The sequence below is a fragment of the Cellulomonas sp. H30R-01 genome (assembly GCF_010119915.1).
GTDB classification, from domain to species: Bacteria; Actinomycetota; Actinomycetes; order Actinomycetales; family Cellulomonadaceae; genus Cellulomonas; species Cellulomonas algicola.
In genome coordinates this window covers 2,040,517-2,063,570 of the sequence record NZ_CP048210.1, presented here as the reverse complement: position 1 = coordinate 2,063,570, position 23,054 = coordinate 2,040,517, and the positions used below count along the sequence as shown (strand labels likewise).

Below are 23,054 nucleotides of genomic sequence, written 5' to 3'. Positions count from 1 at the left end.
TCCGATGACGCAGCGGCGACCCCGCCTGGGGGTGATGGGTGGCACGTTCGACCCCGTCCACCACGGGCACCTCGTCGCCGCGAGCGAGGTCGCGGACCGGTTCGACCTGGACGAGGTCGTCTTCGTCCCCACGGGCCAGCCGACGTTCAAGCAGGAGCAGGACGTCACCGTCGCGGAGCACCGCTACCTGATGACCGTCATCGCGACCGCGTCGAACCCGCGGTTCACCGTGAGCCGCGTCGACATCGAGCGTCCCGGGCTGACGTACACGGTCGACACGCTCCGTGACCTCAAGACGCTGCGCCCGGACGCCGACCTCTTCTTCATCACGGGTGCCGACGCGATCGAGCAGATCCTCACGTGGAAGGATGCCGAGGAGCTGTTCGCCATGGCGCACTTCGTGGCGGTGACCCGTCCGGGTCACACGTTGTCGGTCGACGGCCTGCCCGCCGACCGTGTGAGCATCCAGGAGATCCCCGCCCTGGCGATCTCCTCGACCGACGTCCGCGCGCGGGCACGCGCCGGCCAGCCGGTCTGGTACCTCGTCCCCGACGGGGTGGTCCAGTACATCGCGAAGCACAGGTTGTATCGAGGTCAGTCATGAGTGAACCGGGAGAGCGGCGGCGTCGCCGCGAGCTCGAGCGCGCCGCCGCCGAGCAGGAGGCCGCCCAGGGGCAGTCGTCCCGTCGCGCCATGCGCGAGCAGACGACGGGTGGCTCCGGCGTGCCGTCCTGGTCGCAGCCGGCCGACGAGCAGCCCGCGCGGTCCCGCCGGTCGAGCCGCGACACGACGCTCGACCCGACCAACGCGCCGCGTCCGGCCGCGGGGGCGCAGCCGCCCGCCGCCCCGCCGGCGCCCGCGTGGCCGACCGCCACGTCCCGTCCGTCCGCGCCGCCGCAGCAGCCCGCGCCGCGTCCCCCCGCAGCGACCGCACCCCGGCAGCAGCAGGCCGCGCCCCGACCCGCGGCCCCGACCGCCCCGCCCGCGCAGTCCGTGCCGCGGCCGTCGGCGGCCCCGGGCCAGCGCCCTCCGACATCGCCCGGCTACGGCCAGGCTCCCGCCGCCCCGTCCTACGGCGGCGGCACCACCCCGCGCCCGGCGTACGGGTCCGCAGCGGCGCCGTCGCCCGCACCCGCCCCGGCGGCGTCGTCGTGGCCCCAGCAGCCCGCGGGCTGGCCTGCACCGTCGCGTCCCGACCCGGCGGCTGCCACGCCGCCTGCCTCGTCGCCCGAGCGTCGGCCCGCGTCGGCAGCACCGGCCGACCCGCGCGCAGCCTCGTCGTCGTGGTCCGCCAGCTCCGCGTCGCAGACCGACCGGTCCGCGCCGTGGAGCCCGTCGCCGTCCGCCGCGTCGTGGAACCCGTCCACGTCCCGCACCGACGCCCGGCCCGCCGGCCCCGAGGTGCCGCAGCAGCCGTCCGCGAGCCCGGGCTGGCCGTCCGCGACGTCGTCGGCGCCCGTCGCCGCACCGGGAGCGCCCGAGGGCTTGACCGCGGCCCCGGGTGGTCCCGCCACCGCCGTCCCCGGGTCCTGGGGCGGCGCGAGCGCCGCCGGCGCCCCCGCAGGTCCGGTCGCCGGAGCCCCCTTCGGCAAGCGCTCCGACGCACCGGTTGCCGGCGCGACGCGCGTCGACGACCTGGACGAGGACGACGACGAGGACGAGGACGACGAGCGCCCCCGCCACCCGTACACGTGGTTGCACCTGATCGTGCTCGCGCTCGTCGCGTTCGTGCTCGGGTTCCTCATCGTGCTGCTGCTCAACAACGCCCGCAGCGAGGAGCCCGCTGCGAACGCGGCCCCGGCAGCGGACGCCACCCACGTGAGCGCCCCGCTCACCACCTGACCGAACCACCCGAGGAGTTCCGTGCCCGCGACCGAACGAGCCGTCGAGCTCGCCGTGGCGGCGGCCCGCGCCGCGTCCGACCTCAAGGCGCAGGAGATCATCGCGCTCGACGTCAGCGAGCAGCTCGTCCTGACCGACGTGTTCCTCATCGCCTCCGGCACCAACGAGCGGCAGGTCGGCGCGATCGTCGACGCCGTCGAGGAGGCGCTGTTCCACCTCGGCAGCAAGCCCGTGCGCCGCGAGGGCAAGGGGCAGGGCCGCTGGGTCCTCATCGACTTCGGCGACGTCGTCGTGCACGTCCAGCACGCCGAGGACCGCGTCTACTACGCGCTCGAGCGGCTCTGGAAGGACTGCCCGCTCATCGAGCTCCCCGCCGACGTGCACGGCGAGGGCAGCGAGGCGTGACCGCCGGACGCGTGCTGCTGTGGCGGCACGGGCGCACCGCCCACAACGCCTCCGCGCGCCTCCAGGGCCAGGTCGACATCCCGCTCGACGACGTCGGCCGCTGGCAGGCCCGCACGGCCGCCGCGCGGATGATCGCGCGGCACGAGCCGACGCGCATCGTGACGTCCGACCTCAGCCGTGCACACGACACCGCCGCGTACCTGGCGCGGTCCGCCGACCTCGAGCTCGTCGTCGACCCGCGCCTGCGCGAGCGCGGCTTCGGCATCTGGGAAGGCCTCACCGGCGACGAGATCGTCGCGTCGTGGCCCGACGAGTTCGCCGTCTGGCGGGCCGGGGGAGAGCCCGAGGGTGTCGGCGCCGAGACGCGCGCCGAGGTCGCCGACCGGGTCGCCCTCGCGGTCGCCGAGCACGCCGCCGCGCTCGGCCCTGCGGACACGCTCGTGATCGTGTCGCACGGGTCCGCGATCAGCTCGACCGTCGGCCGCCTGCTCGGGCTGGGGGACCGGCTGCACGCCTTCGCCGGGATGCTGAACGCGCACTGGACCGAGCTCGTCGCGACCACGCTCGACGGCGTGCCCGGCTGGCGGCTCACCGGCTACAACCTCGGCCCGACCGACGCGTCGACCGACTGGAACGCCGGCCCCGACCGCCGCGAGTCCGGTGCGGACGCCGAGACCCGCGACCCCGATTAGGAGATCGCCCGGGGTTCGTCCTAGACTCTCCGAGCGCCCGCAAGGGTGTGGGATCCGCTCCGGCGGGTTCGGAACGGGGCTGTGGCGCAGCTGGTAGCGCACCTGCATGGCATGCAGGGGGTCAGGGGTTCGAGTCCCCTCAGCTCCACCGTAATCGCAGGTCAGAGGCCGTTTCTCCTCACGGAGAAGCGGCCTCTTCGCCGTTGACGGCACATCGCGAGGCCACGTCGGTTCCTCAGCACAGGGGCCGGACGTGGTCGTTCGCCGTCGTGGCCACGGATCGGTCCGGCGGCGTGCGCTGCTCGGCGGAGGGACGGGCGCGCACGGGTCGCACCTCCGGCGGTCACCCCCGACCATGAGGTGCTGATCCACCGCGACCGGGTCCGGGAGAGGGCCGCCGGTCGACCGAGGGGCGGGGACATGGCCGTGCGCGAGGAACGTGACGAGACCGTCGGCTCGACGCGGCCGGCCTGGTTCGCCTGGGTGGTCCGCGCGGTCGCGGCCGCCGGGCTGGCGGTGGTCGTCTGGGCGTGCGTCACCGCGTGGGGTGCGGTCGTCCACGGCCACCCGGCCTACGCCGTCCTGCTCGGCCTCACCGCGCTGGGCTGCGTGCTCGTGCTGTGGCGCAACCGCCGACCCCGCCCGGCGCGCGCCCGGTGGCGTCGCGTCATGGACGTCGTCCTGGTCGTCGGCGCGATGGTCTGGATCACGGCGATGGCCTGGTTGCGTCCGTTCACCGCCGTCGAGCCGGCGCTGGCCGCGATGACGTCGGACTCGGCCGTCACAGTGACGGAGACCGCGACGGAGATCCGGCTCGCACCGGCCGGTGAGGTCAGCGGGACCACGGTCTTCTTCCAGCCCGGGGCCAAGGTCGAGGCGCGCGCCTACGCCGCGGTGCTGCGTCCCGTGGCGGAGGCGGGGCACCCGGTCGTCATCGCCAAGCAGCCTCTCGGCGTCGCGTTCCTCGCCCTCGGGGCGTTCGACGACGCTCGCGACGCGGTCCCCGGCGCCGAGCGCTGGGTGGTCGGGGGCCACTCGCTGGGCGGGGTCGTCGCGTCCTCGGAGGCCGATGCGGCGGACGACGACGCCACCGCTCCCGTCGTCGGGCTCCTCCTCTACGCGTCCTACCCGGCAGGCGACGTGAGCGGCTCCCTCACCGCCGCGGTCGAGTCGGTCTCGGCCTCGCGGGACGAGCTGTCGACGCCCGAGAAGATCGACGCGTCGAAGGCCGACCTGCCCCCGGACGCCGGCTTCACCGTGATCGACGGCGCCGTGCACGCGTTCTTCGGCGACTACGGCCCGCAACCGGGTGACGGGACCCCGACGATCTCCCACGACGACGCGCGGCAGCAGATCTCGGCGGCCACCGTCACGTTCGTCAGCGGCGTCGACCGCTAGCCGTCACCGTCGGACCTCACTCGCCCGTCGGCTCGTCCTTGCGGCGGATCACGAGCAGCGGGTCGGGCCGACCGACGACCTCGGCGTCCTTCCCGTCGTAGTCGAACTGGTTGAGGAAGAAGCGCATCGCGTTGACCCTGGCCCGCTTCTTGTCGTTCGAGCGGATGATCGTCCACCGCGCGTGCCGCTTGTCGGTGCGGCGAAACATCTCCTCCTTGGCGGCCGTGTAGTCGTCCCACCGGTCGAGGGACGCGAGGTCCATGGGGGAGAGCTTCCAGCGCCGCACCGGGTCGAGCTGGCGGATCGCGAACCGGGTCCGCTGCTCGGTCCGCGACACCGAGAACCACAGCTTCGTGACGTGGGTGCCGGAGTCGACCAGCGCCTTCTCGAACCACGGCGCCTGGCCCATGAACGTCTGGTACTCGTCCTCGGTGCAGAAGCCCATGACCCGTTCGACGCCCGCGCGGTTGTACCAGGAGCGGTCGAACATGACGATCTCGCCGGCGGTCGGCAGGTGCTGCGTGTACCGCTGGAAGTACCACTGGCCGCGCTCGCGGTCGCTCGGCTTCCCGAGCGCGACGACCCGCGACGTGCGGGGGTTGAGGTGCTCGGTGAACCGCTTGATCGTGGCGCCCTTGCCGGCGGCGTCGCGGCCCTCGAACAGGATGATCGCGCGCTTGTCGTTGTCCTCGAGCCAGTACTGGAACTTCAGCAGCTCGACCTGCAGGCGGTACTTCTCGAGCTCGTAGTCGTCGCGGTCCATGAGCTCCGCGTAGGGGTAGCCCTCACGCCAGGTGTAGACGGGGTTGCCCTGCGGGTCGATGAGGTCGGGGTCCGGGGTGTGGCCGTCCCGGACGGTGTAGCCGCTGTCGCGCAGGAACTCGATGTACTCGCGCAGGTCGCGCGGCGGGTCGGCGACGGACATGGGGGCTCCTCGGTTCTGCTGCGCGGGACGCCGACGACGGCGCCTCTCTCGAAGTCTGCGGTCCGGGAGCCGCAACGGCACTCCCGTGCCCCGCGCGACACCCGCGCCCTGGCGAAGGATCGCTGCGCCGCCGACGGACGGGAGGGATCGACGGCCCGTCGTGCTCGACGCGGGCAGGGCTCGCCCGCACGGTCATGACGGGACCGGGAGCGCCTCCGGTTGCCGGCGGAGCGTGTGCCACCGGTCCACGACGACGACGCCCCCGAGGACGGCGATCGCGAGCGCGACGGCGGCGACGACGTCCGTGAGGAAGTGGTACCCGAGGTACAGGCGGCTCAGCGCCACCACCGAGGTGCCGACGACGGTCAGCACGCTCCAGGACACGACGCGCGGGACGGTCGGTGTGCGGCTGCACACGAGGTACCCGGCGACCAGGAGGAACGTCGCCGTCCCGATGGTGTGCCCGGAGGGGAACGACGCCGTCGTCTCCGCGCCCGGCACGAACATGGTCTCCGCGGGCGGTCGCTCGCGTCCGACCAGGCCCTTGACCGCCAGGCTGATGAGCGTCGAGGCGATCATCGCCCCGGCGAGGAGCAGGGGGCGCCACCACTCGCGTCGGACCAGGCCCCACACCACGCACGCGACCAGCACGACGATCGGCAGGACCGTCGGCCCCGTGACGAACGTGATGGCGGCCAGGACGGACGTCCACCCGGTGCTGCGGTGGGTGACCAGCCACTCCAGCACGGGCTGGTCGAGGTCCCACAGGTCGTCCTTCTCCCGGACGCCGTCGAGCACCGCGAGGAACACCCAGAGCCCGGCGACGACGAGCAGGATCCCCGGCAGGAGCGCCCACAGGACGGGTCGAGCGCGGAGCGCGGCGAACCACGAGGTCCTCGGCGGTGCGAGAGGAGGATCGTCCGACATGCACCGACGCTAACCGCGCGGCGACGACCCGACGACCGCACGAGCACACCGACGTCCCCCGAGCCGGACCGCCGGGCGCAGGGCAGCATGGACGCGTGCACACGCGACAGCTCGGCCCGTTCCACGTCAGCCCCGTCGGACTGGGCGCGATGCCCCTGTCCATGAACGACGACAAGGCGTACCCGAGCGAGGACGACGCGATCGCGACGATCCACGCCGCTCTCGACGCAGGTGTGACGCTGATCGACACCGCGGACATCTACGCGCCGTCGTGGGATGCGATGGGCCACAACGAGCGCCTGGTGGGCCAGGCGCTGCGTACGTGGGGCGGCGGCACGAGCGACGTCGTGATCGCGACCAAGGGCGGCATCACCCGCGGGCGGGGGGAGTCGTGGGGGCGCGACGGCTCGCTCGCGTACCTCCAGGGTGCGGTCGAGAAGTCCCTGCGGAACCTCGGGGTCGAGACGATCGACCTGTACCAGTACCACCGCCCGGACCGGTGGATGGTCTACGGCGAGGTCATGGAGAACCTCCTGGAGCTCCAGAAGCAGGGCAAGGTGCGGGCGCTGGGGATCTCGAACGCGAGCGTCGAGGAGATCCAGATCGCCGAGCAGGTGCTGGGGGAGGGCAACCTCGCGAGCGTCCAGAACGAGTTCTCGCCGCGGCACCCGGGCAGCTACGGCGAGCTGAAGCACTGCGAGAGCCGCGGGATCGCCTTCCTGCCGTGGAGCCCGCTCGGCGGCACGGGTGGCGGTGCGCGTGCGGTCGGCGAGCGGTTCGCGGTCTTCGCGGAGCTCGCCGAGCAGCACGGGGTCAGCCCGCAGCGCGTCGTGCTGGCCTGGGAGCTCGCGCTGAGCGACCGTCTCATCGCCATCCCGGGTGCGCGGCGCGCCGCGTCGATCCAGGACTCGGTCCAGGCGGCCGACCTCGCGCTCGCGGAGGACGAGGTGGCCCGCTGCTCGCGCGCGCTCGGCCTCGACGCGTGACGTCCGAGTGTCGTGACCCCGCCACCCTGGCAGCGTGACGCCGAGCGGCGCCGCGGAGCCCGTCAGGTCAGGGGCGTGAGCGTCCCCGCGACACCGGTGGGCAGCAGGAACCAGCCGACGAACTCGGCACCCTCGTCGGTCGCGTCGAAGCCGCCGATGCGCTCGTCGCCCGGCTCGTAGAAGACGTCGCCCGCGCGGAGCCGGACGACGGGCCCGTCGCCGACCCGGAAGTCGACAGAGCCTGCCGTCACGATCCCGAACACCGGGCCGTTGTGCGTGTGCGGGCCCGCGACGAGCCCGGGCGCGAGCGTGATGCGTCGGACCTCGACGTGCCCGGTGCGGAACTCCTCGGGGAGCTCGTGGTCGGCCAGGAGGACGCGGGTGACGGGCGCATCGGTCATGGAGACATCATCGCAGTTCAGGGCCGATGCGGGACCGCGTGACAGGCCTCAGGCAGGCCGACCCCGCGCGACGTCCTCGTGGACCCGCAGGGTCGGCCGTCGTCGTGGCTCAGGGCGACAGGTCGGTGAGCAGCGCGGGCAGCTCGTCGAGGAGCTCGCGTGCGAGGTAGCCGGTGCGCCCGACGCGGACCGCGAGGCGGTCGTCCGCGGTGGCGTGCAGGTGCGTGGCCCAGCACGCGGCCTGGGCGAGGTCGGCGCCCCGGCCGAGCAGCCCGACGAGCGCGCCGGCGAGCACGTCGCCGCTCCCCGAGGTCGCGAGCCCGGGCGTCCCGGTCGAGACCTCCCACCGGCCGCCGTCGGGTGCGCCGATGCGTCCCTGGCACGTGACGACGGCGTCGTAGCGCTTCGCGACGCGGTCCGCCGCGGTGTCGTCGAGGTCGTCGTCGGGGACGCCGAGCAGCCGCGCGGCCTCCGTGGTGTTCGGCGTCAGGACGAGGCGGCCGCGCAGCTGCTCCGCGACGTCCGGGAGGTCGGCCAGGACACCGAGGGCGTACGCGTCGAGCAGGACCGGCGTCGACCGCCGGACGAGCGGCACGAGCGCGGTGAGCAGGGCCGCGGTGCGGTCGGCGTCGTCGAGGCCCGGACCGACGAGCACGGCGTCGGCGGCGCCCAGGTCGTCAGCGACGACGTCGAGCCCGGTGCCCTCGACCGAGCCCTGCTCGGTCTCGGGGAGCCCGACGACACCTGACTCGGGCAGCGCGACGGCGAGCGGGACCGCGACGGACCGGGCGACCGCGAGCGTGAGCCGACCGGCACCCACCCGCAAGGCCGCGGTGCCCGCGAGCAGCACGGCGCCGGGCGTCGTGCGCGCACCGCCGACGACGACGACCTGGCCGCGCCCGTACTTCGAGCGGGCGAGCGACGGCAGCGCCCACTCGCGCAGGAGTCGCGGCGTGACGGGCTCAGTGCGGGTGGGCATCGGTGTCTCCCGGGTGCGTCGTGGCAGGCGTCCCCTGCGTGCGGAGGTGGGCGTCGTCGTTGAACGCGGTGAGCTCCCACCGCGGAGGTCCCGGGCGGTGGCTCGGCTCCCGGACGAGCCGGGTCACCGCGGCGTTCCGGACCGGGTTGCGGCGGCCCAGGTCGAGCACCTCCGTCTCGGTGAGGCGCTCGCAGACGTACCGGACCGTCATGAGGACGGCGTCGTGCGCGACCACGAGGACGCGGTGGTCCGCCTCCCACCGGTCCAGGTCGGTGAGGAACGACCGGACCCGCAGGGTCAGGTCCGCCCAGGACTCGCCGCCCGGTGGCCGGTAGAAGAACTTGCCGAGGTGTCGGCGGCGCGCGGCCTCGGCCGGGAACCGTGCGTCGACGCCGGTGCTCGTGAGCAGGTCCAGGATGCCGAGCTCTCGGTCGCGCAGGCGCTCGTCCTGGTGCACGGGCAGGTCGAGCCCGGCCACCTCGAGCGCGATCGTCGCGGTCTGCACGGCGCGCACGTACGGCGACACCCACACGACGTCCGGACCGGACGCCCCAGACGCGTCCGCGAGCCAGCCGCCCAGCGCGGTCGCCTGCTCGGCGCCGAGCGCGGACAGCGGTGTGTCGGCGTCCCGCGTGTCGAGGTCGATGACCTCCTGACCCGCACGCTGTGCTGCCGACGCCGCGACGTTCCCGACGCTCTCGCCGTGCCGGACGAGCACCAGCTCGGTGACACCCCGCGCGCTGCGTCCGTCGTCGCGGCTCACGCGGTCCCGGTCCTGGTGCGGCGCCGTCCAGTGCTCCATGAGCGTGCTCACCTCTCGTCGTCGCGCGGGCGGTGTGGACATCGTGGAACGCCTCGCGTCGTTCCGCCACGGCAGCCCGGGCCTCGCTGGTACGGTCCGCCGGTGGCCGTGGGGAACCGTCGGGACGTCGTCGTCGCGGGACTGATCACGCTCGTCGTGCCGGGTGCTGTGGTCGCGGCGGGCATGGCCGTGGTCGGGCTGCTCGCGAACCGCCCGTCGGTCGGCTGGGAAGGTCTCGGGCTCGTCCTCGTCGGGTTGGGCGTCACGGCGGTGGTGGGCGTGGTGGCCCTCGTCGTGACGGCGTCGGTCGCCTTCCGCCGGCTCCCGCCCGGGGAGCGGTGGCGCCCTGCGGTCGCCGCGGTGCTCGCGGCGCTCGTGGTGGCCGTCGCGCTGACCCGCGCACCGGGAGGTCCGGTCGCACAGCTGTGCCTGCTGAGCCTGCCCGTGCTGCTGCCGCTCGTCGTGACGGGGCACGCGCGCTGGCGGTGGGTCGCGATCGTCGTGGGCGCGGTCGTCCTGCTGGGGCTGGGTGACACCGCGCTGCAGCGCTGGCAGCGCGGCGACGAGCGGCGGGACGAGCTGCAGAGGTTCGACGGCGCGCTGCCGCTGACGGACGGCAGCTCGGTCGACAGCCCGTTGCCCGGCGGGTGGTCCTACCTGACGACGCGGTGGCCGTACCCCGGGTCGGACCTCGACCTCACGATGCAGTGGCGGCGCGGGGCCGGCACGGCCGACGAGGCGAACTACGTCGTCGACGTGAGCACGGACCGGACGGACTGCGCGCCGCTGGGCTCCGAGCCGACGTGCACGGTGATCGGTCACGGGGTGCACGGGACCGTCACGCTCCGCGACGACGCCACGCGGTACGTCTTCGTCCGCGTCGGTGACGTCGAGTGGCGCGTCGACACCACGTACGTCGACGAGCAGGACGCCGTCGCCGTGCTCGACCGGCTCGAGCCCGTCGAGGTGCAGGACTTCCTCCGCGTCGCGCAGGAGGCGGAGACGCTGGGCTGACGCCTGGTCCACCCGCGTCTCGACCGCGCGCGGGGCCCGTGGGCCGGGCCGTCAGGCGGGGACCAGCGCGACGCCCGCGCGCCGGAGCTCGACGAGCGTCGGGTCGTCCGCCGCGACGTCCGTGACGACGCCCGCGACGTCGCCGAGCGGCAGCACCGCGAAGCGCGAGGCGGCGCCGATCTTCTCCGCGCTGGCCAGGACGAACGTGTCGGCGGCGCGACGCGCCAGGGCGCGCTTCATCGCGGCCTCGTCGGCGTCGCCCGTGGTGAGCCCCGCCGTGGGGTGCACACCGGTGACGCCGAGGAGGAAGACGTCCGCCGTGACGCGCTCCGCCGCCTCGACGGCCGCGGCACCGCACGCGACTCCCGAGTGCTTGAACAGTCGGCCGCCCAGCACGACCACCTCGACACGCGGGTGCTCGACCAGCGCTGCCGCGACGCCCGGGCTGTGCGTCACGATCGTGGCGTCCAGGTCGGGCGGCAACGCCCGGGCGACCGCGAGCGTGGTGGTGCCGCCGTCGAGGATCGCGGTGCAGCCGGGGGTGACGAGCCGGGCGGCCGCGGAGGCGACGCGGTCCTTGCTCGCGACGCTCACTCCTCTGCGGCTCGCGAGGTCGCCGACGGCGGGGGACGCCGGGAGCGCGCCGCCGTAGACGCGCTGGCACAGGCCGGCCTGCGCGAGGTCGCGCAGGTCCCGCCGGACGGTGTCGGGTGACAGCCCGAGCTCGGCGGCGAGGTCCTTGGCGACGATGCGACCGTCGCGGTGGAGCCTGTCGAGCAGGACGTCACGACGTTGTGCGGTGAGCATGCGGCCTCCCGGTGCTGCACGTTCTTTCTTGTTCTTGCCGAGTGTTGCACGTACTGTCGCACACATGCCCCCTGCGACATCGACCACGACCACGACCACCTCCACGCCGTCGCCCGCGCAGCCCGGGACCCGGGTCCCGGACCACCGTGGCCGCACCGACCTCGACCGCACCGGCCTCGACCTCACGGGCAACCCTCGCGTCCGCGTGGTCGCGGTGGAGCTGCTCGCCGCCGCCTGGCACGTGCTGCGCCGGACGACGTTCGACTACCGCGGCGCCGACGGGCGGTGGGTGCGGCAGCAGCGTGAGACGTACGACCGCGGCAACGGGGCGACCGTCCTCCTGTACGACCCCGACCGTGCGACGGTGCTCCTCACGCGGCAGTTCCGCTTCCCCGTCTACGTCAACGGCCACCCGGACGGGATGCTCCTCGAGGCCGCCGCCGGCCTGCTCGACGACGACGACCCCGAGACGGCGATCCGCCGCGAGGCGCAGGAGGAGACGGGTGTGCAGGTCGGGGCGCTCGAGCGGGTCTTCGACGCCTGGATGAGCCCGGGCTCGGTCACCGAGCGCCTGCACTTCTGGGCCGCGCCCTACACGCCCGCGCAGCGCACGGGTGCCGGCGGCGGCGTCGCCGCGGAGGGCGAGGACATCGAGGTCGTCGAGCTGCCCTTCGCGGACGCGCTCGCCATGACGCTGACCGGGGAGGTCGCCGACGCGAAGACGATCATGCTGCTGCAGTGGGCGGCGCTGCACGGCCCGTTCCGCACCCGCTGACGGGCCGCGTGCCCGCAGGCTGTCGCGCCCCGGCGGGCCAGAGGCGCCGCAGCGTGTGACCTGGGTCACACCAGCGGTACCATCGAGCCGACGCGCGGACCGGTCCCGGCGGGTGCTGGTGCTCCCGGGCCGTCGACGACGTGACGGGGGGCTGTCGGCATGAGCACCGGACCCGGCGACGCGACGTTCCCTCCCGTGGAGCTCGTCGTCGAGGAGGACCAGGTCGCGCACGGCGTGCTCGTCGCCAGCCCGGACCAGCAGCTGGTGGCGGTGTTCGCGCCGTGGCCCACGGTTCCGCGGGGGAGCCGGATCCGCCTGCGACGTCCCGACGCCGGGACCTGGCTGACGCCGGTCGAGGTGACGGTCGGGTACCCGGAGGGTGCGGCGCCGGCGGGCAGCCTGGGTCTGGTGGTCGTGCAGGAACCGCCCGGTGCCGTGCCCACGCTCGGCAAGGTCGCCGAAGGGCTGGTGCACGAGCTGCTCGACGGCCCGGCGCCGAGCTGGAGCAGCGTGCTCGCCGAGGTCGGCGTCGAGGCGTCACCGCCCGCGGGCGAGGTGACCGCGCCGCGCGACGACCCGACGGCCAGGCCCGCCGTCGCGGTGACACCGGGCCCCGCACCGACGCAGTTCAGCTGGATCTGCCAGATCTTCCGGTGGGACTGAGCCCGTGCTGCGGTCGCGGTGGCGGCAAGGCGGCCGATGGCAGGTCGGTGCCGCACCGCTGCGGCCGCCGGCGCCGGCGCCGAGCCGTGGCGACGTCCTGCTCGCGGTCCTCGTCGTGGGGATCGACACGGTGCTGTTCACGCGTCTGACGGAGGCGCCGACCGACCGTGCGTGGGTCCTGCTCGACCCGGTCCCGCTGTGGCTCGTGGTCGCGGCGGGGGCGGCGGCGGTCCCGGTGCTCTCGTTCCGGCGTCGCGCGCCCGTGGCCGTGTGCGTCACGCTGGCCGCCTGGGCGGTGCTCCTCACCGTGACGGTCGGCTCCCGGCCGCTGCTGACCCTGCTCGTCGCGCTGTACACGGCGGCAGCGGCCGTGCCGCTCGCACCGGCGGTCGCGTGCCTCGGGGCGGTGCTCGCGGCGCACGGCGTCGCGGCGACCTCCGAGGCGCTGTCGGTGGGCGGCGCGCGGCCCGTGCTCGTCGTGGTCGCCGTCATGACCGTGTTCACGCTGCTCGACACCACCGCCTTCGGCGTCGGGCGGTGGGTCGCGGCGTCGAGGGCGCGCGCGGTCGAGCTCGTGCGCTCCGGTGAGGCGCTCGCGGCCGCGACGGTGACCGCCGAGCGGCTGCGGATCGCCCGGGAGCTGCACGACGTCGTCGCGCACGCCGTCACCGTGATGGTGCTGCAGACCACCGGCGCACACCGGGTGCTGGTGGGGGAGGCGCCGCGCACGTCGCCGGAGGTCCTCGACGCGCTCTCGTCGGTCGAGGCGGTCGGCAAGCAGGCGATGAGCGAGCTGCGCCGCCTTCTGGAGGTCCTGCGGACGGTCGCGGACGAGGTCGACGCGGCGGAGCCCGGACCCGGGCCGGACGGGACGGGCACCTCGCCGGGTCTGTCGCGCGTGCCGGCGCTCGTGCAGGAGATCCGCGCGACCGGCGTGTCCGTCGCGGTGTCGACGACGGGCACCGCGGGACCGCTCGACCCCAGCGTGGACCTCACCGCGTACCGGATCATCCAGGAGTCGCTCACCAACGTGACGCGGCACGCGGGCCCCGGCACGACGGCGACGGTGCGCTGCGCGTGGGACGACGGCGCGCTCGTCCTCGACATCACCGACGACGGCGCCGGGACGCCGGTCCACGCCACGCGAGGGCTGTCGAGCGGGTTCGGCTTCGTCGGCCTCCGCGAGCGCGTCAAGCTCGTCGGCGGCAGCCTCGACGTCGGGCCCGCGTCGGCGAGCGGGTACCGGGTGCACGCCGTCCTGCCCGCGGAGCCCCGGTGACCGTGCGGGTGCTGCTCGCCGACGACGAGGCGCTCGTGCGCACGGGCATCGCGCTGATCCTGCGGGACGCGGAGGGCATCGAGACCGTCGGGTTCGCGGCCGACGGTCGCGAGGCGGTGGAGCAGACCCGCGCGCTGCGGCCCGACGTCGTCCTCGTCGACGTGCGCATGCCGGTCCTCGACGGCGTCGAGGCCACCCGGCGCATCGTCGAGCACGCGTCCGACTCCGGGACCGACTGCGCGGTCCTCGTCCTGTCGACGTTCCACGTCGACGAGGCCGTGCGCGGGGCGCTGCGGGCGGGCGCCTCGGGGTTCGTGCTCAAGGACGCCGCGCCCGACGAGCTGGTGTCGGCGATCCGTGCGGTCGCGGCGGGCGAGGCGTGGCTGGACCCGGCCGTCGCGCGGGGGCTGCTCGACGAGTTCAAAGGCCGGCCGGACAGCACGCGTGCGACGACGGGCGACCTGGCGCGGCTGACCCCTCGGGAGTGCGAGGTCCTGGTCCTCGTGGCGCACGGGCTGTCGAACACCGAGATCGCCGAGCACCTCGTGATCAGCGAGGGCACCGTCAAGACGCACGTCAACCGGCTCTTCGCGAAGCTCGGCGTCGGCAGCCGCGCCCAGGCGGTCGTCGCGGCCTACCGCGGCGGCCTCGTCGCGCCGGACGAGCCGCCGCCTCCCGTGCGTCGTTGACGCGCCCGCCGGGCGGTCGTCCCCCCGTGGGTGCACGACGCCGTTCGGCTGCTGCCCGGGGAGGACGCCGGATGTCCGGCGACGGGCCGACGACCCGCTCGGATGCGCGGACCTACCGTCTGGCGAATCGGACCTCGGGCTCGCCCGTCGTCCGTCATCGGGAGCCCGTCGTCCATCCCCGACGTGGGGTGCGGGATTCCGAGGAGGGGGAAGAACACGTGCACACGAAGGAATCGAGGCGCAGGGGCCACCGGTTCGGCCGGGTCCTGCCCACCGTCGCCGTCACCGCCGCGGCGCTCCTGGTGGGAGCGGCCGGCGCCGAGGCGTCGACGCCGCAGAACGTCCCCACGGCGACCGTGGCCGGCGCGCGCACCGCGTCGCCGGTCGGCGCCACGGGGACCACGTCGGCCGTGCGGACGGCGAGCACCTGGGAGTTCGCGGGGTACTACCCCGACCCGCTCCTGTGCCACCTCTCCGGGATCGCCTCGGGCCGCCCGTACACCTGCAACTTCATCTTCGTCGGCTGGACCCTGTGGCTCCGCACGAGCTGAGCACCGGGCCGAGCACCACCGAGCACCGCCGCGGGACGCGCGTCCGTCCCGCGGCGGTGCTCGGTCGTGCGGCGGGTATCGCCACGGTCGCACCCTGATCGCCGGCTGCACCCCGGGGCGTACGTCGCGGACACCCCGTGGGCTGGACGACGACGCGCGAGCAGATCCCGAGACTCGACGTGTCCGATTCGTCCCTCTCGTCAAGGAGAACTCCCATGCCCACGCCCGGAGACGAGCTGTCGAGCATCAACTTCGAGTCGATGCTCGGCGGCCCCCTGGTCGCCGTGGTCCGCGCGCAGTCGCAGGCCGCGATGAGCACCGTCAGCTTCATCAAGGAGGTCGGCTTCAAGAAGACCGGCACCGAGCAGGACCCCGCGGCCGCGTCGACGGGCGAGCCGATCTACGTGTCCTTCAAGTACCCGAAGGAGGTCGCGCCCTACGTGCCCGCCGTCGGCAACGGCAACGGGCAGGTCGGGTCGATCACGGTCACGAACGCCGGCAGCGGTTACGTGCAGGCGCCGACCGTCACGGTGAGCGCCCCGGGCGGCGGCGGCACGACCGCGACGGCCACGGCCACCGTCGCGAACGGCGCGATCACGGGGATCACGATCACCACCGCCGGGAGCGGCTACACCGCCGACCCGACCGTCCGGATCACGGCGGCGGCCAACGACCCCGGCACCGGCGGTGCGGCCACGGCGACGGCGAACCGGCCGGCGCAACCCGCGCAGATCCAGCAGATGCAGCTCGAGGTGCCGATCCTCACCATGCTGCCCATCCCGTACATCCGGGTGGAGAGCACGAGCATCGACTTCAACGCCAAGATCAACTCCGTCGAGTACACCAAGACGGACGAGTCGATCAAGGTCGACGGCTCGCTCGAGGTGGGCGCCAAGTGGGCCTGGGGCTCGGCGACCCTCAAGGTCAGCGCCGCGTACCAGCGCACCACGCAGACCGGCACCAACGTGGAGCGCACGTACTCGCTCGCGGTCCGCATCTCCGCCGTCCAGGACGAGATGCCGGCCGGCATGGAGCGGCTGCTCGGCATCCTCGAGGACGCGATCACGGCGCAGCCGACGTCGGCACCCGCCCCGCTGACCGTGCGCTGACGCGGACGGAGGGACGACGATGGCCTACCTCGGCGACTTCCTGGGCGCGCTGAACCGTGAGATCGCCCTCGCCCGCGTCCAGGGAGACGTCGAGGCGGTCAGGGTCGCGGACCTGTACGCGCACGACCCGCTGCTCCAGCACTTCCCGGTGCCACGGTTCCGGCTGCCCACGCTGACGATCCGTGTCCCGGTCGCCGTCGAGCGGCTCGACGGGGTCACCGCCGGGACCGTGGGCGGGGTCCTCGACGGGTCACGCCTGCGGCCCGCGTTCCAGACCGTGCTCGACGACGAGCTCGCCGCGCTCGGGGCGACGCTGCCCGACGACACGCGACGCGAGCTCGACCGGGTCGTCGGTGCGCGCATCGACGCGCTCGTCGCCGGTGACGTCGACCTCGTCGGGGAGCGAGCCGTGGCCGAGGACCTCGCGTCCGTGGCCACGGCGGCCCTGCCGGAGAGGGTTCTGCTGGGGCGCCTGGGCACGACCGCCGACGACCTGCGGGCGCGCCTGCGGGAGCGGCTCCGGGTCGCCCTCGTCGAGGCTCGCGTCCAGCCGCCACGCCTCGAGGTGCTGGTGACCGACGCCCAGCTGCGCGAGACCGGCGACCACCTCCTCGAGCTGAGCCTCACGCTCACCGAGGAGGCCGTCGAGTGGACGGTCGTCGAGCAGGCCGGCGGCGACGCGTCACGCCTGGTCCCGGAGTAGACGATGCTTCGCCTGCTGCAGCACGAGGAGCTCCAGGGTCTGCTCCTGGAGGCCGCCGACGTCCTCGACCGGTTCCACGCGCGGGCGGCGGACTTCGAGCCGGCCGTCGACCGCTGGCTGGTCCGGGTCGAGGAGGCTTTGCGTCAGAACCGCCTGCCGCTGAGCTCGCGCGTCGCCGCGGCGCGCGCCGAGCTCGTCGCCGCCCGGTCCGCGCGGGTCGGCCCCGACGGCGGCTCCGCGACGCGCGAACGGCGGTCCGCCCGACAGGCTCGGGCGGTCGCCGTCGTGAAGCGGGTGGTCGAGGACCTGGACGTCGAGCTCTCGGCGTCGCGGCGGCGGTTCTCCGACGCCGAGGACGTCGCCCGCAACGTCCTGGCCGTCGGCGCGGCGACCGGCGTCCTCGGGCCGTCCGCCGCCGACGGGTCCCCGTCCGAGGCGCTGCGCGCACTGCGCGACGACCCCCGCACCGCCGGGGGCGTCGTGCAGCTCCACGGGCTCGTCGGGCGGCAGGACGCGCTCATGGTCCTGGGACGCCGCCTCGTCGACCTGCAGACCTGACGTCGGGTCGGGACGGCCGCCGCGGCGGGACGACCGGCACGAACAAGACGACCGACACGACCGGCACGACCGGCACGACCGGCACGACCGGCACGACCGACACGACCGAGAGGAGCGGGACCGTGCCCGCCAAGTCGAACCTCAGCGGTGCCACGTGGTGGCGCCAGCACAACGCGCGCTTCCCGAACAGCCGGGACCTGGCGGACCTCGCGCCGGACTTCAGGTACCGGGTCGGCCGGTTCGTCGACGCACTGCGCTGGGGGGAGGCGTCCGTCGTCGTCAGCAGCACCCTGCGGCACCCGAGCCGCGCGTACCTCATGCACTACGCGTGGCGTGTCGCGCACGGTCAGGTCGCGGCCGAGGACGTCCCGCCCCGATCCGGGGTCGACATCGACTGGGTGCACGAGAGCGAGAAGGCCTCGCGGGACGCGGCGATGGAGATGGTGCAGCTCGCGCGCATGGCGCACGTCGCGAGCCTGACGTCGAACCACACGCGCGGCACCGCGATCGACATGACGATCACCTGGACAGGCACCCTGCTGCTGAAGCTGCCGGGGTCGGGCAACCTCTGGGAGATCCCGGACCGGCCGCGCACGGGCGCGGGCAACACCGAGCTGCACCGGCTCGGCGCCGACCTGTTCCGTGTCCACAAGCTCGCGTCGGATCCTCCGCACTGGTCGCACGACGGGCACTGACGCTCCCGGCCTGGACCATCATGGTCTAGACCAGTAGCCTGCCGGTGTCATCGTCGACCGCCAGGAGGCAGGCCATGCAGCGTTCCGTCGTCGTCGCGATCGAGGAGGGCCTGCACGCCCGGCCCGCCGCGCTCTTCGTCGCGGAGGCCGCGCGACAGCCCGCACCGGTGACCATTGCGAAGGACGGGTCGAAGCCCGCACCGGCACGTTCGATCCTGTCCGTCATCACGCTGGGCGTGTGCGCGGGTGACGAGGTGACCCTCGCGACCGAGGCCGACGACGACGAGGCAGCCGCCTCGCTCGACGCCCTCGAGACCTTCCTCAGCCGCGCCGCCGTGAGCTGACCACGCGAGCCGACCGGTGAGCTGACCTCGCGGGCCGACCACGCGAGCTGACCACTGACGAAGGCCGGGGCGGCGTCCCGCACGACGCCGCCCCGACCCAGTTCGGCGTCAGAGCCCGAGGTCGTCGAGCAGGGGCAGCCGGGCTCGCACGGCCTCCCGCGCGGCGTCGGCCCCGTCGGCCGCGAGGGCGACCTCAGCGAGCTCACGGCACTGCGCCGCCGTCACGCTCGCGAGCACCGCGCCGACCTCGGGCAGCGCGCGCGGGGTCATGGACAGCGACGAGACGCCGAGGCCGACCAGGACGGGCGCGAGGGCCGGGTCCGCCGCCGCCTCGCCGCACACCCCGACCGGACGGTCGCGGAGCAGGCCGCCCGCGCACGTGGCGGCGACGAGGTCGAGCACGGCGGGCTGCCAGGGCGTCGACAGCCGGGCCAGGCGCGCGAGCTCACGGTCGGCCGCCATCGCGTACTGCGTGAGGTCGTTGGTGCCGATGCTGGCGAACGTCGCGTGCACGAGCAGGTCGCGCGACCGCAGCGCCGCGGACGGCACCTCGACCATCACGCCCGCCTGCTGCAGACCGTGGGCCGCGCACCGCTCGACGAAGTCCCGCGCCTCGTCGGCGGTCGCGACCATCGGCGCCATGACCCAGACGTCCGCGTCGCAGTCGCGGGCGGCCGCGGCGATCGCGGCGAGCTGGTCGTCGAGGACCCGCGGGTGCTCCCATGACGTGCGCAGCCCGCGGACCCCCAGCGCGGGGTTCGGCTCGTCGGGCGCGGTGACGAACGGGAGCGGCTTGTCGGCGCCCGCGTCGAGCGTGCGCACCACGACCCTGCGGCCCGGGAACGCCGCGAGCACCTGCCGGTAGGCGGCGACCTGCTCGTCGATCCCGGGCGCGGCGGTCCGGCCGAGGAAGCCCAGCTCGGTGCGCAGCAGGCCCACGCCCTCGGCACCGGCTGCCGCGGCGGCCGCGGCGCCCGCGGGGTCGGCGACGTTGGCGAGCAGCGCGACGGGCAGCCCGTCGGCGGTCGCGCCAGCTGCGGACAGGCGCGTCGCCCGACGCGCCGGCCGGCTCGCACGCTCGACCGCCTCGGCGTCCGGGTCGGGGGTCACGGCACCCAGCGAGCCGTCGACCAGCACCGTGTCGCCGTCGCGCAGCGTGCCCGCCCCGGCGACCGCGACCACCGCGGGGATGCCGAGCGAGCGGGCCAGGATCGCGGTGTGCGACGTCGGCCCGCCGCCCTCGGTCACGAGCGCGAGCACGCGGTCGGGCGAGAGGCGCGCGGCGTCGGCCGGGGCGAGGTCGCGGGCGACCAGCACGAACGGCGCGTCGCGGTCGGGGACTCCCGGCACCGGGGCGCCCGTGAGCGTCGCGACGACGCGGTCGCGCACGTCCTGGACGTCGCGCGCCCGCTCGGCGAACAGGCCGCCGAGCGCGACGAGCTGCTCGGCGACGCCCGCGGCCGCGTCCCAGACCGCGCGCTGCGGCGTCGCGGACGACTCGAGGACCCGGCGCCGCGCCTCGTCCACGAGCGTGGGGTCGGCCGCCATCTCCGCCGTCACGGCGAGCACCTGCGCGGCCTCGCCACGCGCGCTCCCGGCGGCGGCCAGGAGCGCGTCGTGCACGGTCGCGGCCGCCGCGTCGACGCGGTCGGCGGCCGCCGCCAGGTCGGTGCCGGGGGGCAGCGGCTCGCTCGACGGTGCGGGCAGCGGGTCGGGCATGCGGGCGACCACGCCTGCGCGGCGTCCGGGGCTGACCCCGACGCCGCGCAGGACGAGAGCGGTGCTGGTCATCGCGCCGCGTCGGTCGCGGGCGCGGCGGGCGGCGCCGGCTTCTCCGTGCGCGGTGACGGGACGTCGACCACGTCGGCGGTCGGGTCGACGGGCGCGACGTCGTCGTCCTCGCGGCCGGGGGTGCGCAGGTTCCACCGCGTGATGACCCAGCGGAACAGGAAGTAGTAGAGGACCGCGTACCCGAGCCCGATCAGTATCAGCAGCAGCGGCTGCTCGGCGATGCGGAAGTTGAGGACGTAGTCGATCGCGCCGGCGGAGAACCCGAACCCGTCCCGGATGCCGAGCGCGTTGGTGAGCGCGAGCGACGTGCCGGTGAGCACCGCGTGGATCGCGTACAGCGGGTAGGCCACGTAGACGAACGCGAACTCGAGCGGCTCGGTGACGCCGGTGACGAACGAGACGAGCGCGGCCGAGCCCATGATGCCCGCGATGACCTTGCGGTTCTTCGCCTTCGACGTGTGCACGATCGCGAGGGCCGCGGCGGGCAGCGCGAACATCATGATCGGGAAGAAGCCCGTCATGAACGTGCCGGCGGTCGGGTCGCCGTGCAGGAAGCGCGCGATGTCGCCGTTCCAGACGTCGCCGTTGGCGTCGGTGTACTCGCCGAACTGGAACCACGGCAGCGAGTTGAGCAGGTGGTGCAGGCCGATCGGGACGAGCAGGCGGTTGGCGGTGCCGTAGACGAACGCGCCGAGGATCGTCGAGCCGGTGACCCACTCGCCGACCGCGGTGAAGCCCGCGTCGAAGGCGGGGTAGATGAGCGCCGCCACGACCGCGATGAGGATCGCCGCGCCCGCGGTGACGATCGGCACGAACCGGCGGCCGCCGAAGAACGCCAGGTAGGGCGGGAGCTTGATCCGGTAGTACTTCTGGTAGAGCAGCGCGGCGACGAGGCCGATGACGATGCCGCCGAGCACGCCGTAGTTGATGAGCTCCTGCTTCTCGCCCTCGGCCGCCTCGCCGAGGATGAACGGCGAGAGGGCCGTCGTGACGCCCTTGAACACCAGGTACCCGATCACCGCCGCGAGGCCCGTGGAGCCGTCGGACTTGCGGGCGTAGCCGACCGCCACGCCGAGCGCGAACAGCAGGGGCAGGTTCGCGAAGAGCGCGTCACCGGCGGCGGCGAGCACGGCGGCGACGGGCAGCAGCCACGCCGCGTGCGCGCCGAGCCCGTCGGCGCCGAGCATGTCGGCCTGGCCGAGCCGCAGCAGGAGCGCGGCCGCGGGCAGCGACGCGATGGGGAGCATGAGGGAGCGGCCGATCCGCTGGAGCTGCGGGAGGCCGGGGATCCCCTTGCGCGGGGTGTCGACGGGGTCGACGACGGCGGTGGTCATGGAGCACTCCTCGTTGAGGGTCGATGACGTGCGGGGGCCGAGGGGGAGGGACCGGCGGCGGACCCGATGCGTCGTGGAGCGCCGCGCTGTGTCCTGGTCTGGACCAGTTGCGCACAGAGTGGTCTAGACCTCATCATGTGTCAAGGGTCACACCGCGACGACGCGGAGCCGCCCCCGGTCACCGGGGAGGCCGGCCCGCCAAGCCGTTCTGAGGAGTGGACCTGGACGCGGACCAGCGGGCAGACGACGACCCGGCGCGCGGCGACGACGCCGACGACACGCCCGTCGCGCACAAGTACCTCGCCGTCCGCGACCACCTCGTGGGGCTCGTCGCGCAGGGCCTGCGGGTCGGCGACGCGATCCCGTCCGAGCGCACGCTGTGCCAGCAGTTCGGGCTGTCCCGGATGACCGTGCGGCAGGCCGTCGACGCGCTCGTCACCGAGGGCGTCCTGGTCCGCGAGCAGGGCCGCGGCACGTTCGTCGCGCCGCAGCGCATGGACTTCGAGATGCGCCTGACGACGTTCGGCGAGGAGATGCGCCGCCGCGGCATGGAGCCGGCCACGGCCGTCCTCGCGGCGCAGACCGTCGCCGCGACGCCCGACGTCGCGGCCGCCCTCGAGCTCGAGCCGCGCGCCAAGGTGCACTACCTGTACCGGGTGCGCAGCGCCGACGGCGACCCGATGAGCATCGAGCAGGTCTGGGTACCGGCCGCGCTCGCGCCCGACCTCCTCGACGGCGGCGCGCCTCCCAGCATGTACGACGCGCTGCGCGCCCGCGGCCTGGCGCCCGAGTGGGGCGAGGACACGCTGTCCGCCGACGACGCGACCGACACCGAGGCGTCGCTGCTCGGCCTCGGCGACCGCCGCGCGGTGCTGCGGGCCGCCCGCCGCACCTACAGCGCGCAGGGCGCCACGATGTACTCCCGCTCCTGCTACCGGGCCGACCGGTACAGCGTCTGGGTGCCGCTGCGTGCGCCGCGACCGTCGCTCGTGCCGCGCCGGCGGGCGCCGGGCGGCGACGACGGCGCCCGCACCGACGTCCCGACCCTCGCCGCCGACCCGGCGGCGCCCCCCACGACGACGCGGCACGCCCCCGCCGCCGCGGCAGCACGAGGAGAACGGCCATGAGACCCGAAGGCATGGAGCAGGCCGCGGCGATCCTGGCCGCGCTCGGCGGTGTCGAAAACATCGACGAGATCGAGCCCTGCACGACCCGGCTGCGCTCGCTGGTCCGGGACACCGCCCGCGTCGACGCGGCCGCCCTGCGCGCCGCGGGCGCCTTCGGTGTGATGATCTCGGGCCGTGTCGTGCAGGTCGTCGTCGGCCCGAACGCCGACACGATCGCCACGGACCTCGACGACCTGATGTGACCCCGCCGGTCCCCGA

27 protein-coding genes and 1 tRNA gene are annotated in these 23,054 nt (G+C 74.6%); 20 read left to right on the top strand and 8 right to left on the bottom strand.

From position 1 onward, the window contains the following. Positions 1-4: 4 nt before the first annotated feature. The 6 genes from nadD to GXP71_RS09180 all read left to right on the top strand — a co-directional run bounded on the left by nadD (position 5) and on the right by GXP71_RS09180 (position 4,337). Positions 5-604 carry a nicotinate-nucleotide adenylyltransferase gene (gene nadD / locus GXP71_RS09205; RefSeq protein WP_162352416.1) on the top strand — a complete coding sequence of 200 codons (600 nt, stop codon included), beginning with the start codon at positions 5-7 and terminating at the stop codon, positions 602-604. Beyond that, positions 601-1,842, top strand: a complete 1,242-nt coding sequence (locus GXP71_RS09200) for a hypothetical protein (RefSeq protein WP_162352415.1) — start codon at positions 601-603, stop codon at positions 1,840-1,842. Before nadD ends, GXP71_RS09200 begins: the two co-directional genes overlap by 4 nt. A gap of 21 nt (positions 1,843-1,863) precedes the next feature. Then, entirely contained in the window at positions 1,864-2,247 is a 384-nt protein-coding gene (gene rsfS, locus GXP71_RS09195; RefSeq protein ID WP_124342691.1) for a ribosome silencing factor, read from the top strand. Further along, the gene (locus GXP71_RS09190; RefSeq protein ID WP_124342690.1) at positions 2,244-2,939 is read left to right on the top strand and encodes a histidine phosphatase family protein; all 696 of its coding nucleotides are present in this window, start codon (positions 2,244-2,246) and stop codon (positions 2,937-2,939) included. The genes rsfS and GXP71_RS09190 overlap by 4 nt, the downstream gene beginning before the upstream one ends. 75 nt (positions 2,940-3,014) lie before the next feature. Next, positions 3,015-3,087: transfer RNA gene (locus tag GXP71_RS09185), tRNA-Ala, on the top strand. A gap of 272 nt (positions 3,088-3,359) precedes the next feature. Then, on the top strand, positions 3,360-4,337 hold the full coding sequence (locus GXP71_RS09180) for an alpha/beta hydrolase (protein WP_162352414.1): 978 nt from the start codon (positions 3,360-3,362) through the stop codon (positions 4,335-4,337). A gap of 16 nt (positions 4,338-4,353) precedes the next feature. Here the strand turns inward: GXP71_RS09180 and ppk2 are convergent, their stop codons facing one another. Together ppk2 and GXP71_RS09170 are read right to left on the bottom strand one after the other, a co-directional pair. Beyond that, positions 4,354-5,262, bottom strand: a complete 909-nt coding sequence (ppk2, locus tag GXP71_RS09175) for a polyphosphate kinase 2 (RefSeq protein WP_162352413.1) — start codon at positions 5,260-5,262, stop codon at positions 4,354-4,356. Between the two features lie 192 nt (positions 5,263-5,454). Next, positions 5,455-6,189 (bottom strand): phosphatase PAP2 family protein, encoded by a 735-nt coding sequence (locus GXP71_RS09170; RefSeq protein ID WP_162352412.1) that lies wholly within the window; start codon positions 6,187-6,189, stop codon positions 5,455-5,457. A 95-nt stretch (positions 6,190-6,284) separates the two neighbouring features. Here GXP71_RS09170 and GXP71_RS09165 point away from each other — a divergent pair, with 95 nt between their 5' ends. Next, positions 6,285-7,175, top strand: coding sequence for an aldo/keto reductase (locus GXP71_RS09165; protein WP_162352411.1), 891 nt, complete (start codon positions 6,285-6,287; stop codon positions 7,173-7,175). 62 nt (positions 7,176-7,237) lie between these two features. Here the strand turns inward: GXP71_RS09165 and GXP71_RS09160 are convergent, their stop codons facing one another. From GXP71_RS09160 to GXP71_RS09150, 3 genes are all read right to left on the bottom strand, one after another. Continuing rightward, positions 7,238-7,576 carry a cupin domain-containing protein gene (locus tag GXP71_RS09160; RefSeq protein WP_124342680.1) on the bottom strand — a complete coding sequence of 113 codons (339 nt, stop codon included), beginning with the start codon at positions 7,574-7,576 and terminating at the stop codon, positions 7,238-7,240. A 109-nt stretch (positions 7,577-7,685) separates the two neighbouring features. Beyond that, on the bottom strand, positions 7,686-8,555 hold the full coding sequence (locus GXP71_RS09155) for an NAD(P)H-hydrate dehydratase (RefSeq protein ID WP_162352410.1): 870 nt from the start codon (positions 8,553-8,555) through the stop codon (positions 7,686-7,688). Then, positions 8,539-9,369, bottom strand: a complete 831-nt coding sequence (locus tag GXP71_RS09150) for a histidine phosphatase family protein (RefSeq protein WP_238402698.1) — start codon at positions 9,367-9,369, stop codon at positions 8,539-8,541. Before GXP71_RS09150 ends, GXP71_RS09155 begins: the two co-directional genes overlap by 17 nt. Positions 9,370-9,459: 90 nt before the next feature. Between GXP71_RS09150 and GXP71_RS09145 the strand changes: the two genes are divergently transcribed. Next, positions 9,460-10,371 carry a hypothetical protein gene (locus GXP71_RS09145; RefSeq protein ID WP_162352409.1) on the top strand — a complete coding sequence of 304 codons (912 nt, stop codon included), beginning with the start codon at positions 9,460-9,462 and terminating at the stop codon, positions 10,369-10,371. Positions 10,372-10,422: 51 nt separating this feature from the next. Here GXP71_RS09145 and GXP71_RS09140 read toward each other — a convergent pair whose 3' ends face one another. Beyond that, entirely contained in the window at positions 10,423-11,178 is a 756-nt protein-coding gene (locus tag GXP71_RS09140) for a DeoR/GlpR family DNA-binding transcription regulator (RefSeq protein ID WP_162352408.1), read from the bottom strand. A gap of 64 nt (positions 11,179-11,242) precedes the next feature. Between GXP71_RS09140 and GXP71_RS09135 the strand changes: the two genes are divergently transcribed. The 10 genes from GXP71_RS09135 to GXP71_RS09090 all read left to right on the top strand — a co-directional run bounded on the left by GXP71_RS09135 (position 11,243) and on the right by GXP71_RS09090 (position 18,544). Next, a complete protein-coding gene (locus tag GXP71_RS09135) occupies positions 11,243-11,953 on the top strand; it encodes an NUDIX domain-containing protein (protein WP_124342676.1) in 711 nt (236 codons plus the stop codon). A 159-nt stretch (positions 11,954-12,112) separates the two neighbouring features. Next, positions 12,113-12,616, top strand: coding sequence for a hypothetical protein (locus GXP71_RS09130; protein ID WP_124342675.1), 504 nt, complete (start codon positions 12,113-12,115; stop codon positions 12,614-12,616). A 115-nt stretch (positions 12,617-12,731) separates the two neighbouring features. Beyond that, positions 12,732-13,895: a sensor histidine kinase gene (locus GXP71_RS09125; RefSeq protein WP_162352407.1), complete on the top strand. Its 1,164-nt coding sequence runs from the start codon at positions 12,732-12,734 to the stop codon at positions 13,893-13,895. Next, positions 13,892-14,584, top strand: a complete 693-nt coding sequence (locus tag GXP71_RS09120) for a response regulator transcription factor (protein WP_162352406.1) — start codon at positions 13,892-13,894, stop codon at positions 14,582-14,584. The genes GXP71_RS09125 and GXP71_RS09120 overlap by 4 nt, the downstream gene beginning before the upstream one ends. Positions 14,585-14,802: 218 nt before the next feature. Next, positions 14,803-15,135, top strand: a complete 333-nt coding sequence (locus GXP71_RS09115; RefSeq protein WP_162352405.1) for a hypothetical protein — start codon at positions 14,803-14,805, stop codon at positions 15,133-15,135. Positions 15,136-15,350: 215 nt separating this feature from the next. Continuing rightward, positions 15,351-16,244 carry a DUF2589 domain-containing protein gene (locus GXP71_RS09110; RefSeq protein ID WP_124342671.1) on the top strand — a complete coding sequence of 298 codons (894 nt, stop codon included), beginning with the start codon at positions 15,351-15,353 and terminating at the stop codon, positions 16,242-16,244. Between the two features lie 19 nt (positions 16,245-16,263). After that, the gene (locus GXP71_RS09105; RefSeq protein WP_162352404.1) at positions 16,264-16,947 is read left to right on the top strand and encodes a hypothetical protein; all 684 of its coding nucleotides are present in this window, start codon (positions 16,264-16,266) and stop codon (positions 16,945-16,947) included. Positions 16,948-16,950: 3 nt separating this feature from the next. Further along, the gene (locus GXP71_RS09100; RefSeq protein ID WP_124342669.1) at positions 16,951-17,505 is read left to right on the top strand and encodes a hypothetical protein; all 555 of its coding nucleotides are present in this window, start codon (positions 16,951-16,953) and stop codon (positions 17,503-17,505) included. Between the two features lie 122 nt (positions 17,506-17,627). Further along, positions 17,628-18,200, top strand: coding sequence for a peptidoglycan-binding domain-containing protein (locus GXP71_RS09095; RefSeq protein WP_124342668.1), 573 nt, complete (start codon positions 17,628-17,630; stop codon positions 18,198-18,200). Positions 18,201-18,274: 74 nt separating this feature from the next. Then, entirely contained in the window at positions 18,275-18,544 is a 270-nt protein-coding gene (locus GXP71_RS09090; protein WP_124342667.1) for an HPr family phosphocarrier protein, read from the top strand. Between the two features lie 108 nt (positions 18,545-18,652). On the opposite strand, the gene ptsP is transcribed toward GXP71_RS09090, so the two are convergent. Continuing rightward, the gene (gene ptsP, locus GXP71_RS09085; protein WP_162352403.1) at positions 18,653-20,335 is read right to left on the bottom strand and encodes a phosphoenolpyruvate--protein phosphotransferase; all 1,683 of its coding nucleotides are present in this window, start codon (positions 20,333-20,335) and stop codon (positions 18,653-18,655) included. Continuing rightward, on the bottom strand, positions 20,332-21,669 hold the full coding sequence (locus GXP71_RS09080; protein WP_162352402.1) for a PTS transporter subunit EIIC: 1,338 nt from the start codon (positions 21,667-21,669) through the stop codon (positions 20,332-20,334). The genes ptsP and GXP71_RS09080 overlap by 4 nt, the downstream gene beginning before the upstream one ends. Before the next feature lie 215 nt (positions 21,670-21,884). Between GXP71_RS09080 and GXP71_RS09075 the strand changes: the two genes are divergently transcribed. After that, complete coding sequence (locus GXP71_RS09075) at positions 21,885-22,796, top strand: GntR family transcriptional regulator (RefSeq protein WP_238402697.1); 912 nt, start codon at positions 21,885-21,887, stop codon at positions 22,794-22,796. Further along, a complete protein-coding gene (locus tag GXP71_RS09070; RefSeq protein WP_168679346.1) occupies positions 22,793-23,038 on the top strand; it encodes a glucose PTS transporter subunit EIIB in 246 nt (81 codons plus the stop codon). Before GXP71_RS09075 ends, GXP71_RS09070 begins: the two co-directional genes overlap by 4 nt. Positions 23,039-23,054 lie beyond the last annotated feature (16 nt).

Excerpts from the sequence above, each read along its gene's own strand:
- GXP71_RS09070 (WP_168679346.1), top strand. The coding sequence starts at position 22,793 with ATGAGACCCGAAGGCATGGAGCAGGCCGCGGCGATCCTGGCCGCGCTC.
- GXP71_RS09155 (WP_162352410.1), bottom strand. The coding sequence starts at position 8,555 with ATGCCCACCCGCACTGAGCCCGTCACGCCGCGACTCCTGCGCGAGTGG.
- GXP71_RS09170 (WP_162352412.1), bottom strand. The coding sequence starts at position 6,189 with ATGTCGGACGATCCTCCTCTCGCACCGCCGAGGACCTCGTGGTTCGCC.
- nadD (WP_162352416.1), top strand. The coding sequence starts at position 5 with ATGACGCAGCGGCGACCCCGCCTGGGGGTGATGGGTGGCACGTTCGAC.
- GXP71_RS09080 (WP_162352402.1), bottom strand. The coding sequence starts at position 21,669 with ATGACCACCGCCGTCGTCGACCCCGTCGACACCCCGCGCAAGGGGATC.
- GXP71_RS09140 (WP_162352408.1), bottom strand. The coding sequence starts at position 11,178 with ATGCTCACCGCACAACGTCGTGACGTCCTGCTCGACAGGCTCCACCGC.
- ptsP (WP_162352403.1), bottom strand. The coding sequence starts at position 20,335 with ATGACCAGCACCGCTCTCGTCCTGCGCGGCGTCGGGGTCAGCCCCGGA.
- GXP71_RS09135 (WP_124342676.1), top strand. The coding sequence starts at position 11,243 with ATGCCCCCTGCGACATCGACCACGACCACGACCACCTCCACGCCGTCG.
- GXP71_RS09180 (WP_162352414.1), top strand. The coding sequence starts at position 3,360 with ATGGCCGTGCGCGAGGAACGTGACGAGACCGTCGGCTCGACGCGGCCG.
- GXP71_RS09105 (WP_162352404.1), top strand. The coding sequence starts at position 16,264 with ATGGCCTACCTCGGCGACTTCCTGGGCGCGCTGAACCGTGAGATCGCC.
- GXP71_RS09100 (WP_124342669.1), top strand. The coding sequence starts at position 16,951 with ATGCTTCGCCTGCTGCAGCACGAGGAGCTCCAGGGTCTGCTCCTGGAG.
- GXP71_RS09110 (WP_124342671.1), top strand. The coding sequence starts at position 15,351 with ATGCCCACGCCCGGAGACGAGCTGTCGAGCATCAACTTCGAGTCGATG.
- GXP71_RS09200 (WP_162352415.1), top strand. The coding sequence starts at position 601 with ATGAGTGAACCGGGAGAGCGGCGGCGTCGCCGCGAGCTCGAGCGCGCC.
- GXP71_RS09160 (WP_124342680.1), bottom strand. The coding sequence starts at position 7,576 with ATGACCGATGCGCCCGTCACCCGCGTCCTCCTGGCCGACCACGAGCTC.
- GXP71_RS09090 (WP_124342667.1), top strand. The coding sequence starts at position 18,275 with ATGCAGCGTTCCGTCGTCGTCGCGATCGAGGAGGGCCTGCACGCCCGG.
- GXP71_RS09130 (WP_124342675.1), top strand. The coding sequence starts at position 12,113 with ATGAGCACCGGACCCGGCGACGCGACGTTCCCTCCCGTGGAGCTCGTC.
- ppk2 (WP_162352413.1), bottom strand. The coding sequence starts at position 5,262 with ATGTCCGTCGCCGACCCGCCGCGCGACCTGCGCGAGTACATCGAGTTC.